This window comes from Dehalococcoidia bacterium, from assembly GCA_030648205.1.
GTDB lineage: Bacteria > Chloroflexota > Dehalococcoidia > JAUSIH01 > JAUSIH01 > JAUSIH01.
In genome coordinates, this window is sequence record JAUSIH010000105.1 from 19,360 (window position 1) to 31,216 (window position 11,857).

At 65.4% G+C, this 11,857-nt stretch carries 13 protein-coding genes; 9 read left to right on the forward strand and 4 right to left on the reverse strand.

The genetic code is table 11. From position 1 onward, the window contains the following. Window positions 1–173: 173 nt before the first annotated feature. The 4 genes from Q7T26_11835 to Q7T26_11850 all read left to right on the forward strand — a co-directional run bounded on the left by Q7T26_11835 (window position 174) and on the right by Q7T26_11850 (window position 5,030). Window positions 174–1,511, forward strand: a complete 1,338-nt coding sequence (locus Q7T26_11835) for a replication-associated recombination protein A (GenBank protein MDO8532829.1) — start codon at window positions 174–176, stop codon at window positions 1,509–1,511. Between the two features lie 155 nt (window positions 1,512–1,666). Next, window positions 1,667–1,939 (forward strand): type II toxin-antitoxin system Phd/YefM family antitoxin, encoded by a 273-nt coding sequence (locus tag Q7T26_11840; protein MDO8532830.1) that lies wholly within the window; start codon window positions 1,667–1,669, stop codon window positions 1,937–1,939. Between the two features lie 563 nt (window positions 1,940–2,502). After that, a complete protein-coding gene (tgt, locus tag Q7T26_11845; protein MDO8532831.1) occupies window positions 2,503–3,729 on the forward strand; it encodes a tRNA guanosine(34) transglycosylase Tgt in 1,227 nt (408 codons plus the stop codon). Continuing rightward, a complete protein-coding gene (locus Q7T26_11850) occupies window positions 3,726–5,030 on the forward strand; it encodes an MFS transporter (protein ID MDO8532832.1) in 1,305 nt (434 codons plus the stop codon). The genes tgt and Q7T26_11850 overlap by 4 nt, the downstream gene beginning before the upstream one ends. On the opposite strand, the gene Q7T26_11855 is transcribed toward Q7T26_11850, so the two are convergent. Then, window positions 5,027–5,437, reverse strand: coding sequence for a helix-turn-helix domain-containing protein (locus Q7T26_11855; GenBank protein ID MDO8532833.1), 411 nt, complete (start codon window positions 5,435–5,437; stop codon window positions 5,027–5,029). The genes Q7T26_11850 and Q7T26_11855 overlap by 4 nt on opposite strands. Window positions 5,438–5,531: 94 nt before the next feature. Between Q7T26_11855 and Q7T26_11860 the strand changes: the two genes are divergently transcribed. Both Q7T26_11860 and Q7T26_11865 read left to right on the forward strand, forming a co-directional pair. Next, window positions 5,532–5,753, forward strand: coding sequence for a CDGSH iron-sulfur domain-containing protein (locus tag Q7T26_11860; GenBank protein ID MDO8532834.1), 222 nt, complete (start codon window positions 5,532–5,534; stop codon window positions 5,751–5,753). A 34-nt stretch (window positions 5,754–5,787) separates the two neighbouring features. After that, window positions 5,788–6,330: a VOC family protein gene (locus tag Q7T26_11865; GenBank protein MDO8532835.1), complete on the forward strand. Its 543-nt coding sequence runs from the start codon at window positions 5,788–5,790 to the stop codon at window positions 6,328–6,330. A gap of 79 nt (window positions 6,331–6,409) precedes the next feature. On the opposite strand, the gene Q7T26_11870 is transcribed toward Q7T26_11865, so the two are convergent. The 3 genes from Q7T26_11870 to thrC all read right to left on the reverse strand — a co-directional run bounded on the left by Q7T26_11870 (window position 6,410) and on the right by thrC (window position 8,398). After that, complete coding sequence (locus Q7T26_11870; GenBank protein ID MDO8532836.1) at window positions 6,410–6,685, reverse strand: ubiquitin-like small modifier protein 1; 276 nt, start codon at window positions 6,683–6,685, stop codon at window positions 6,410–6,412. Window positions 6,686–6,782: 97 nt separating this feature from the next. Next, on the reverse strand, window positions 6,783–7,079 hold the full coding sequence (locus tag Q7T26_11875) for an NIL domain-containing protein (GenBank protein MDO8532837.1): 297 nt from the start codon (window positions 7,077–7,079) through the stop codon (window positions 6,783–6,785). A 95-nt stretch (window positions 7,080–7,174) separates the two neighbouring features. Continuing rightward, the gene (thrC, locus tag Q7T26_11880) at window positions 7,175–8,398 is read right to left on the reverse strand and encodes a threonine synthase (GenBank protein MDO8532838.1); all 1,224 of its coding nucleotides are present in this window, start codon (window positions 8,396–8,398) and stop codon (window positions 7,175–7,177) included. A gap of 350 nt (window positions 8,399–8,748) precedes the next feature. On the opposite strand from thrC, the gene Q7T26_11885 reads away from it, so the two are divergent. From Q7T26_11885 to Q7T26_11895, 3 genes are all read left to right on the forward strand, one after another. Next, entirely contained in the window at window positions 8,749–9,783 is a 1,035-nt protein-coding gene (locus Q7T26_11885; GenBank protein ID MDO8532839.1) for a J domain-containing protein, read from the forward strand. Window positions 9,784–9,788: 5 nt separating this feature from the next. Next, the gene (locus Q7T26_11890; GenBank protein MDO8532840.1) at window positions 9,789–10,166 is read left to right on the forward strand and encodes a MerR family transcriptional regulator; all 378 of its coding nucleotides are present in this window, start codon (window positions 9,789–9,791) and stop codon (window positions 10,164–10,166) included. Window positions 10,167–10,200: 34 nt separating this feature from the next. Beyond that, a partial coding sequence (locus Q7T26_11895) for a Clp protease N-terminal domain-containing protein (protein MDO8532841.1) occupies window positions 10,201–11,857 on the forward strand: 1,657 nt, incomplete at its 3' end.

Genomic DNA, 11,857 nt, shown 5'->3' on the forward strand with positions numbered 1-11,857 from the left:
GCCCGATTATTTGTGCAGGAGGCATTAAGTGTGCAAGGCCGGGGTGTCCCCTGACCTCATTCTTCTTCCTTCTTCCCCCTCTCTGTTGAGAGGGGGACCGAGGGGGAGAGCGCGTACCCTGGATGGGGAGAAAGTGAGGGGAAGCGGTGCGTAAGAGCAAAGGCGCGCCCGACATGTTCCAGCAGGCGGGGCAGGCCCGTGCGGAGGCGGAAGCGCCGCTCGCCGCGCGCATGCGCCCGCGCACCTTCGACGAGTTCGTCGGGCAGGAGCACCTGCTCGGCGAGGGCCGCGCGCTGCGACGGCTCATCGAGGCCGACCAGGTGCCGTCCATGGTCCTGTGGGGGCCTCCCGGCTCCGGCAAGACCACCCTCGCGCTCCTCATCGCCCGCCTCACCAAGGCGCACTTCGCCAGGGTCAGCGCCGTGACATCCGGCGTGCAGGACCTCCGCCGCATCATCGAGGAGGCGAAGGAGCGCCGCGCCATGACCGACCAGCGCACCATCCTCTTCGTGGACGAAATCCATCGCTTCAACAAGGCCCAGCAGGACGTGGCGCTGCCCCACGTCGAGGACGGCACCGTCACCTTCATCGGCGCGACGACCGAGAACCCGTCGTTCGAGGTCATCTCGCCGCTGCTCTCGCGCTCGCGCGTCTTCACGCTCAACGCGCTGACCGACGACCAGGTGCGGGACATCGTCGAGCGCGCACTGGCCGACGAGGAGCGCGGGCTGGGCAAGCTCCACGCGCGGGTGGAGCCGGACGCCATGAAGGCCATCCTGCTCGCCGCCAACGGCGACGCCCGCATCGCGCTCAACGCCGTCGAGCTCGCCTCCGCCGTGGCGAAGCCGGACCCTTCCGCGGAAGGGCGGCGCGTTGACCTCGCGACGGCGCAGGACGTGCTCCAGCGCAAGGCGCTCATGTACGACCGCGCCGGCGAGCAGCACTACGACACCATATCGGCGTACATCAAGTCGGTGCGCGGCTCGGACCCGGACGCGGCGCTCTACTGGCTGGGGCGCATGCTGGAGGCGGGCGAGGACCCCATGTTCATCGTCCGGCGCATCATCCTGCTGGCGTCGGAGGACATCGGCATGGCGGACCCGCAGGCGCTGTCCGTCGCGGTGGCGGCGCAGCAGGCGGTCCACTTCATCGGCATGCCGGAGGGCTTCCTGCCGCTGGCGGAGGCGACGGTGTACCTGGCGACCGCGCCCAAGAGCAACTCGGCGTACACGGCGTACCTGCGGGCGCTGGAGGACGTGCGGCAGACGCGGGACGACCCGGTGCCGCTGCACCTGCGCAACGCGCCCACGGCGCTGATGCGCGACCTGGGCTATCACCGCGGCTACAAGTACGCGCACGAATACGCGGAGCACTACGTGGAGCAGCAGCACCTGCCGGACAACCTGAAGGGGCGGCGCTACTACGAGCCGGGCGCGCTGGGCTACGAGGCGAAGGTCAAGGAGTGGATGGAGCGGCTGCGCAAGCACGGCGGTGAGAGTACTAGGCAGTGACAGCAGCAACACATACAGCACGCTGACATCCGCGGCCCGTGCAGTGTGTGATAACCGCAGAGGGGCTTGCGGCGGGACGCGCCTACGTGGTGGCTGTGCCACGGCTTTCCAATGTGTCCACATAGCTCTATAATGTGTCCACATGGAGGTAGCCTATGACGACAAAAGTGGGACTGCGCGAGCTACGGGGCAAGCTGGGACACTACATGCGCCGGGTGCGGAAGGGCGAACGTGTGACTGTGACGGAGCATGGCAAGGACGTCGCCGTCATTGTCCCGCCCGAACAGACCGACGAAGAAAAAGCCCTGTGGAACATGGTGAAGGAAGGCAAAGCGCAATGGAGCGGCGGTAAACCGCAAGGGATGAAGAAGCCGGTCAAGGTACGCGGCAAACCCGCGTCTCAAATTGTTCTTGAAGAGCGCCGATAGCACCTGTTCTTATAGGGGCACTATTAGCGAGGCGGCGTGTCCGTATGAGCCTTTAATGACGTTTTGTCGGTGTGCATAGGGCAATTCTCGCACATATAGTAGCCGTTGCCAAGGTACCGCCATTTGTGGAGCTTGCCATCTGGACATCTCCAGTAATCTATCGTTTTCTCCCTAAGCAGAATCTTGTGGCGGACAATCCTACCAATCGCTATCAGTGCTATTAGCCAAAAACATGCTACGCCGAACACAAATGCTATTTGCCAGCCCAAGGTCAGACCTTGAAGCGCCGACAAAAGAGCTATCGCTATGGCTGTTATTATTGGGAATCCACCCAGCCAAACCAAAAACCCGTATAATTCCCAGCCCTTCCAAGCCCATTCAACTATCTGTCGCCACAGTGGCTTCTTCTGAGATGTCATAGCGTCATGCTATCCATCCGATTCTCATGCGTCAAATGTCCATCCACATGGAGATTCCTCGCTTCGCTCGGAATGACGGAGAGACTAGGCCCTTGCGGCGGCGCGCGTCGGCGTGTAGGCTGTGCGACGGCCTAAACGCCGACTATGACACGACCTTCTGACTTCTTCACCGTTGACGCCGCCTGCCCGCGCACCCGTGCCCGCGCGGGCGTGCTCTGCACTCCCCACGGGAACGTGCCCACCCCCGCCTTCATGCCCGTCGCCACGCAGGCCACCGTCAAGGCGCTGGACCCCGCCGACCTGACGGCCATCGGCGCGCGCATCCTGCTCAGCAACACCTCCCCCCTCTACCTGCGCCCGGGCATCGAGACCATCGAGCGGCTGGGCGGGCTGCACCGCTTCATGGCGTGGGACAGCCCCATCCTCACCGACTCCGGCGGCTTCCAGGTGTTCAGCATGGGCCTTCTGCGCAAGGTGACCGAGGAGGGCGTAACCTTCCGCTCGCACATTGACGGCGCGGAGCACGCGCTGACGCCGGAGAAGGTCGTCGAACTCCAGCGGCGACTGGGCGTGGACATCATGATGCCGCTCGACGTCTGCCCCGCCTACGGCGAGGACGCGCCCGCCGTCCGGGAGGCCGCCGAGCGCACCCTGCGATGGGCGGAGCGCGGCCTGACGGCGTACCGCTCCGGCCAGCGGGACGACCAGGCGCTGTTCGGCATCGTGCAGGGCGGCACGTCGCCGGAGCTGCGCCGCGAGTCGGCGGAGCGCACAGTGGCGATGGGCTTCGCCGGGTACGCCATCGGCGGGCTGTCGCTGGGCGAGCCGAAGGCGCTGACGTGGGCGGCGCTGGACGCCACCGAGCCTCTGCTGCCGACGGACAGGCCGCGCTACATGATGGGCGTCGGCTCGCCAGAAGACCTCGTGGAAGGCGTCGCGCGCGGCATGGACATGTTCGACTGCGCGCTGCCGACGCGGGTGGCCCGCCACGGGGCGCTGTTCACGCCGGAGGGCCGGGTGAACATCCTGCGCGCGCCCTACCGCGAGCGCACGGGGCCGGTGGACCCCACCTGCGACTGCTACGCCTGCCGGACGTTCTCCGCCGCGTACCTGCACCACCTGTTCAAGGCCGAGGAGTTGCTGGCCCACCGGCTCGCCACGCTCCACAACCTGCGCTTCGTGCTGCGCCTCATGGAGACGATGCGTCGCGCCATCGTGGACGGGCGCTTCGAGGACTTCCGTCGCGACTTCCACGCGCGCTACACGCCCTCCGACGAGGAGACGCGCGTGGAGCAGAAGGCGAAGTGGCTGCGCGCCCGCGAGGCCCGCGGCATGGACGACGAGCCCGCCCGCCGAGGCGCCCGCGCATGAGTCCCGTGACGCGGGTGGTGCGTCTGCCGCGCATGTTCTACGGCTGGTGGATCGTCATCGCGGGGACGTTCACCCAGTTCCTGACGGGCGGCCTGTACTACTACGGCTTCAGCACACTGGTCCTGCCGCTGGAGCAGGAGTTCGGCTGGAGCAGGGCCGCCGTATCCGGCGTGGTCTCCCTTTCCCGACTGGAAGGAGGGTTGACCGGGCCCTTTGGTGGCTATCTTGTGGACCGGTACGGCCCACGACTTGTAGTGCTGATCAGCGTCACACTGATGGGGCTGGGGTTCATCGCGCTCTCCCAGGTCCAGTCCCTCATCGGGTTCTACGCCATTTACATCCTGTTCGTGGCGATGGGCGCGAGCACCGGCATCGCCATGGCGATGCCGACGGCCATCGCCAACTGGTTCATCCACAAGCGCAGCCGAGCCATGGGCATCCTGTACGCCGGCGTCGGGATGGGCGGCGCGGCGGTGCCCATCCTGGCGCTTCTCATCTCCGCGTATGGCTGGCGGACGGCGCTCATCATCATAGGCACGCTGGTGATAGTCGTCTTTGTGCCCTTGTCTCTCGTCTTCCGCCAGCGCCCCGAGCAGTACGGGATGACACCAGACGGAGAGTCGCCAGCGACTCCGACAACGACCGTTGTCCCCAATGAGAAGAAGTCAAAGGACGCGGAGATTGACTTCACGCCACGTCAGGCGTTGCGTACGCCCTCGTTCTGGCTTATCTCCATCGCTTTTGCGATGCGCACGACAGCGAGCCACGGTGTTCCGCTGCATCTCATGCCGCACCTCCAGGGCCAGGGGTTCAGCACCGAGGCGGCGGCGCTGGCGCTCGGAGCGCTGGGCGTGGTGAGCGTGGTCGGCAGACTGGGCTTCTCCTGGCTGGGCGACTTCTGGGAGAAGCGCGTTGTGCTCTTTGGCAGCACGTTGATAATGTCGGTGGGCCTGCTGTTCCTGAACCTGCCCGCTACGTGGACGACTGTGGCGCTGTTCCTGCTCGTCTACGCGCCCGCCTATGGCGGCGCGCCGCCCCTGACCCGCGCCATTTTCGGCGAGTACTATGGCCGCAAGCACTACGGGACCATCAGCGGGTTCTTCTCCGTCATCATCATGGTCGGCACGGTGGGCGGGCCGCTCTTCGCAGGGTACATGTATGACACGTCGAAGAGCTACACCATCGCCTTCTACGCCTTCGCCGTGGCAAACACGCTGGGGGCCGCGCTCATCTTCCTGGCGAAACGACCGAAGCCGCCAGTGGCGGCTTCGCAGGCAAGAGCAGGGCTGGCGACGGGCTAAGTCCGGAGTTGCTTTGCCACGGGGCCGCCGTGGTTGCCCGCGGGCAACAGCAACCACCGCTCGCCGAACACACGGAGGGCCTCCACCAGAGGAAACGCGGCGCGTCCCTTCTCCGTCAGTGTGTACTCGACGCGAGGGGGCGCCTCGGCAAACTGGCGGCGAGTCAGAAGGCCCTCCCGCTCCATCTCACGGAGGCGGCGGCTGAGCACGCGCGGGCTCATGCCCGTGGAGGTCTGTATCTCCGAGAAGCGGCACGTCCCGCGCGCGAGGTCACGAAGAACGAGCAGACACCAGACGTCGCCAAGGAGCCGCGCCGCGCGCGCGACCGGGCACGGCTCGCCGGAATTGCCTGACCTGGTTACTGTCCGCATTCCTTCCTCGGTCTCCAACTGTCCATAGTATAGCATGACGTTGACAACCCTCCGGACCACGGCTATTATTAGGACAGTGACTATTCTTTAGATAGTTACTGCAGCAAAACGGACGGAAGGAGCAGTCTCAATGGACAAGACGGTCATTACTCCCCTGTTGAACGGCCCGTACCTGATTAAAGGCGCCATCAAGCTGGTGGACGTAAGCGGCAGGGAGTTCCCTGTCAGTGGTGATGCCATCGCGCTGTGCCGCTGCGGCGGGTCCGATAACAAGCCGTTCTGCGACGGGGCGCACAAGAGGATCAACTTCCAGGCGGATACAAAGGCAACAACAAAAGCAGAGACCGCATAGAAGCACAAGCCGCCAACGGTAGGGGGAGGGATACATGAACAAGAACGGCAGGAGCGCAATCCGTTTCGGCGGAGTGAACCATCTGGCGATGGTCACCGGCGACATGGACAAGACGGTCCGTTTCTACAGGGACATCCTGGGACTGCGGCTCGTCGCGACCACGGGCAACTCCCGGCGCAGCTATCCCTTCCGCCATTACTTCTTCGAGATCGGGCCGGGCAGTACGCTGGCCTTCTTCGAGTGGCCGGGGATGGTCACCGAGTTCAAGAAGCCGGCGGGCCTGCCCGTGGCGGGACGCATCCAGTTCGACCATCTGTCGCTGAACGTGGCCGACGAGGAGGCGCTGCTGAAGCTGCGCGACCGCCTGTCGGCGCATGAAGTGGAGGTCACGCGGGTGGTGGACCACACCATCATCCAGTCCATCTACTTCCATGACCCCAACGGAATTGCCCTGGAGGCATCCTACTGGGTCAAGGACCCCACCGGACACGAGCCGGAGTGGGCGGACCCGGACGTGTTCGGCGACCCGGAGCCGGTGACGGCGCTGCGCGAGGAGATGGCCCAGACCAAAGTCTAGCGGGCCACACGGACGGGACACAACAAACAGGAGGAGACTATATGGCCTCCTCCTGTTTTGCGTAACGCGGGATGCTGAGTTAGCCGCCAGCCACGGCGGGAACGATGCTGACCTCGTCGCCTTGCTTGAGGCTGGTCTTCACCCCTTGCAGGAACCGCACGTCTTCACCGTTGACGTAGATATTCACGAAGCGGTGCAGTTCACCCTTTTCGTCGCAGAGGCGCGCCTTGATTCCCGGGTAGTCCTTCTCCAGCGACTGGATGGCGTCGTTGATCGTGGCGCTCTCCACGTCCACCACCTCTTTGCCCTTGGTCAGCCGGCGCAGGGGCGTGGGAATCCGCACTTTCACTTTCATGGGGTCCATGTCCTCCCTGATTTCCTCTGCATTTTGCTTATTATTATAGGAAATGCACGTTGCGTCCGCCAGCGTTCCTTGACGAAGGCGTCGTGGGCTAGCCTTCCACGATGTCGCCGGTCACCAGGTCCACCCGGACGCCCTGCTCGCGGACCCACCGAAGTCCGCGCTGGACCTCCTCCTCCTTGCCCTCCAGCTCCAGAATCACCCAGCCCGTGCTCTCCTTGACCTCGGCGCGGCGGATGTTGGTGACCACCTCGAAGTGCTTGCCCAGGTACCAGATGACGGGTTCGGTGACGAGGTTCTGGGGGAAGGTGAACCGCACCCGCAGCTTGGCGCCGGACGCCGCGCGCGGGACCCGGGGTTCCTGAGAACGGGGACTCTCTTTCGTCACAGGTCTACCTCCTGGCGTCCCACCCGTACAGGGCGGGAGACTCGGCGGGTTGCGCCAGCCTAAAGGCGCGCGGGATACCAGAGATGGGACGGCCTCTAGCGTTCCTTCAGGGCCTTCTCGAAGGCGGCAAGGCTGGGCTCGATGAGCAACGGCTTGACCACGTCCTCCACCGCTTCCTGCGTCTTCAGGCCGTTGCCGGTGATGTAGGCCACCGTCACCTCGTCCTTTTGGATTGCCCCGCTCCTGGCCAGCTTCTCCAGCCCGGCGATGACAACTCCCCCGGCGGTCTCGGAGAAGATGCCTTCCGTCTGCGCCAGCAGCTTGATGCCCTCCACGATCTCCTCGTCGGTCACGGACCAGGCCGAGCCGCGCGTCTCCTGGATCGTCTTCAGGGCGTAATAGCCGTCCGCCGGGTTGCCGATGGCCAGGGACTTGGCAATGGTCTTGGGCTTCACCGGCCGGATGTTCATCGTCCCTTCCAGGAATGCAGTGGAGATGGGCGAGCACCCGGTGGGCTGCGTGAGGTGCATGCGCGTCTTGACCGGGCCGATGAGCTTCAAGTCCGACATCTCCTTCAGGCCCTTCCAAATCTTGGTGAACAGGGAGCCGGATGCGGCGGGAACCACCGCGTGGTCGGGCGCGCGCCAGCCCAGTTGCTCCGCCACCTCGTATCCCAGGGTCTTGCTGCCCTCCGCGTAATACGGGCGGACGTTGATATTGACGAAGGCCCAGTGGTACGAGTCGGCGATCTCCGAGCACAGGCGGTTGACGTCGTCGTAGTTGCCCTTCACGGCCACCAGCGTGGGGCCGTAGATGGCGGCGCCGACGACCTTCCCCTTCTCCAGGTCCGCGGGTATGAAGACGACGGCTTTGATTCCTGCGCGCGCCGCGTGGGCGGCGACGCTGCACGCCAGGTTGCCGGTGGACGCACAGGCTATGGTGTCGAAGCCAAACTCCAGGGCCTTCGTCGCCGCGATGGAGACGACGCGGTCCTTGAAGGAGTAAGACGGGTTGACGCAGTCGTTCTTCAGGTACAGGTTGTCCAGGCCTAGCCGGCGGCCCAGATTCTTCGCCTTGATGAGTGGTGTAAAGCCCGCGTTGATGTCCACGGCCCGCTCGCTGTCCGCGGGAAGCAGGTCGGCGTAGCGCCAGATGCTCAGCGGCCCCCGCGCGATGCGCTCACGGCTGATGACGCGGGAGATGGCGTCGTAGTCGTACACGATCTCCAGCGGGCCAAAGCAGAAGTCGCAGACGTTGATAGGCTCCTGCGGGTAATCACGCCCGCACTCCCGGCAACGCAGCGCCTTGACGTATGACATTATGTGCATCTCCCGGCAACGCGAAGGGGCGAAAAAAGACCGCTCCGCGTGGAAGTGGTCCTTGGGGCCCGCCCGGAGGTCCGGATAGAGTGCCGTCCGGGTCTGGCGGCGGCAGTGTGCTCCCTTTATGTTTGATGCTAGCAGCGGCGAAGCTCGATGTCAAGAACGCAAGCCAAACGCGCCCGCCATATCCCGCGGGCCGCGCCCGCATCGGCGGCGGCAAAAAGGCGGGGGTGGCGTCCTGTTTTGTCAACTACACTAACCCTGATAACGCATGTTAAGTCGTATTCAAAAATGAGTTGACAATGCCATTGTAGCATCATACAATGAGCACAAGGAGCTACAACCCAATGGGCAGAGACTACTACGACGTTCTGGGCATCCCCCGAAGCGCCTCCGATAAGGACATCAAGGCGGCGTTCCGTCGCCTTGCCCGGAAATACCATCCGGACGTCAACCCGGGGGATAAGACGACCGAGGCCAAGTTCAAAGAAATCAACGAGGCGTACGAGGTGCTCTCGGACACCGAGAAGCGCCGCCTCTACGACACCTACGGTGAGAACTGGCGCCATGCCGACCAGTTCGCAAAGACGGGTGCGCCAGGCCAGGGCCAGGGACCATTCCACCAGGGACCATTCCAATGGAACGTGCGCACGGGCCCGCGCGTTGATTTTGAGCAGGGCGAGACGCTGTTCGGCTTCGGCGGCGCGATGGACGATGTGCTGGAGGAAGTCCTGGGCCGCCGGACTGGACGGACGGGCGCCCGCACGACGCGTACGCGCCGGGGCTCGGACGTGGAGCAGCCCGTCCAGGTGACGCTGGACGAGGCGTACGCAGGGACGACGCGCGTGCTGGAGCTGTCGCGCGGGGACGCATGCGCCACCTGCGGCGGCTCCGGCATCGTTTACGGCGCCGTCTGCGCCACGTGTCGCGGGTCGGGTACGCTTCCGCGCGTGCGCCGGCTGGAGGTCAAAATCCCGCCGGGCGTCACGGACGGCTCGCGCGTCCGAGTCCGAGGCGAGGGCAATCCGGGCACGCCGCGAGGCGCGCCGGGCGATCTGTATCTGGTGATCGCGGTGCTGCCCCACGAACGCTTCCAGCGCAAGGGCGACGACCTCTCCGCAGACCTGCCTCTGCCCCTGGAGGATGCCGTCCTGGGCAAGGAGGTAGAGGTGCGGACGCTCAAGAGCCGCGTGGCCTTGAACGTCCCGCCGGAGACGCAGAACGGACAGACGTTCCGCCTGGCGGGACTGGGCATGCCGCACCTCAGCGGTGGCGGATTCGGCGACCTTTATGTACGCGTGCAGGTCAGTCTGCCCAAGGGCCTTTCGGCCCGCGAGCGCGAGATATTCCAGGAGCTCCGCACGTTGCGTTCAGGGAGATAGAGCATATGCCCCAAGAGAGTGACACGGGACCTGAGACCACGCCGGCGGAAGAGCCTACGTATGTCATCAGCGTGGCCGCCAAGATGGTGGGCGTCGCGGCGCAGACCCTTCGCTACTACGAGCGTCAGGGACTGGTGCAGCCGCAGCGCTCCCAGGGCAAGATACGACTCTACTGCCAAAGCGAAGTTGACCGGCTACGGCGCATCAAAGGCCTTATAGACGACCTGGGGGTGAACCTGGCGGGGGTTGAGGTGATTCTGCGGATGGCGGACCGCATGGCGGCGATGGAGCGCGCCATGCGCGAGGTGTCCACGGAACTGGAGCAGTTGCGCCAGGCGCCAACGCGCACGGAAGGCAACGCCGAGGGGAGACTGAAGGAGTAAGAGAGCCATGACCACATCAGGTGGTTCCGATATGCTGCGGCCGGACAAGTTCACCGAGCAGGCCCAGCAGGTGCTCGCGGCGTCCCAGGAGATCGTGCGGAAGCTCCGCCACACTCAGTGGGACGTGGAGCACATCCTGCTGGCGCTCCTGGAGCCCGGCGGCCTGACCATTGACATCCTTGCAAACCTGGGCGTGGACGCCGAGCGGGTGCGCTCCCGCGTCCGGGAGGCGCTGAGCCGCCTCCCCCGCTCAACGTATGAGAGCGGCCTGCTGTACGCCACGCCTCGCGTGTCCCAGTTCCTGGACCGCGCCCACGAGGAGGCCAAGCGCCTGCACGACGAGTACGTGGGCACGGAGCACATGCTCATCGCCGTCACCACCGAGCGCCAGGGAGAAGCGCCGCGCATCCTGCACGACTTCGGCATTGACCAGGAGAAGGTCTACGGGGCGCTGATGAAGATACGCGGCGCGCAGCGCTCCACGGACCCTCACGCGGAGAGCAAGTACCGGGTGCTCCAGAAGTACACCCGCGACCTGACCGCCCTGGCGCGGGAGAGCAAGCTGGACCCCGTGGTGGGGCGCGACGCGGAGATTGAGCGGACCATCCAGATTTTGAGTCGGCGCACCAAGAACAACCCCGTGCTCATCGGCGACGCGGGCGTGGGAAAGACGGCCATCGCCGAAGGACTGGCCGAGCGCATTGTGGCGGACAACGTGCCGGACTTCCTGCGCGGCCGCCGCGTGCTGTCCCTGGACATGGGCGCCCTGGTGGCGGGCAGCAAGTTCCGCGGGGAGTTCGAAGAGCGGCTCAAGGCAGTCCTCGACGAGATACGCCACGCCCAGGGGGAGATCGTCCTGTTCATTGATGAAATCCACACGGTGGTCGGCGCGGGCGCCGCGGAAGGGGCTCTGGACGCCTCCAACATGATGAAGCCTGCGCTGGCCCGCGGCGAACTCCAGTGCATCGGTGCGACCACACCGGCCGAGTACAGGGAGCGCATCGAGAAGGACTCGGCGCTGGAGCGCCGGTTCCAGCCGGTGCACGTGAACGAGCCGGACGTGGAAACGGCCATCGAAATGCTGAAGGCGCTGCGGCACCGCTATGAAGCGCACCACGGCGTCAAGATAACGGATGAGGCCCTGGCGGCGGCGGCGCGCCTGAGCCAGCGCTACATCACGGGCCGGCATCTGCCCGACAAGGCGGTGGACCTCATTGACGAAGCGTCGAGCCGCCTGCGCATCGCCCTCTCCAGCCTGCCGCCCGCGCTGCGGGAGCAGCAGGAGAAGCTGAAGCAGCTTGAACGGGACGAGGAGGCGGCCTCCGTCGCCACGGACTACGACCGCGCCGCCAAGATTAAGGCCGACCGCGTCGCCCTGGACAAGACGTTCACCGATGCGCGCCAGGCCTGGATGACGGAGAAAGGCCTGGACGACAACGTGGACGAGGATGACGTGGCCACGGTGGTCGCCCAGTGGACGGGCATCCCCGTCAGCCGGATGCTGGAGAGGGAGCGGGAGAAGCTTGTCCACATGGAGGAGCGCCTGCACGAGCGCGTGGTCGGCCAGGACGCGGCCATCGCGGCGGTGGCCGACGCCGTGCGTCGCGCGCGCTCTGGCCTGAAGGACCCCAAGCGGCCCATCGGCAGCTTCATTTTCCTGGGTCCCACGGGCGTCGGCAAGACGGAGTTGG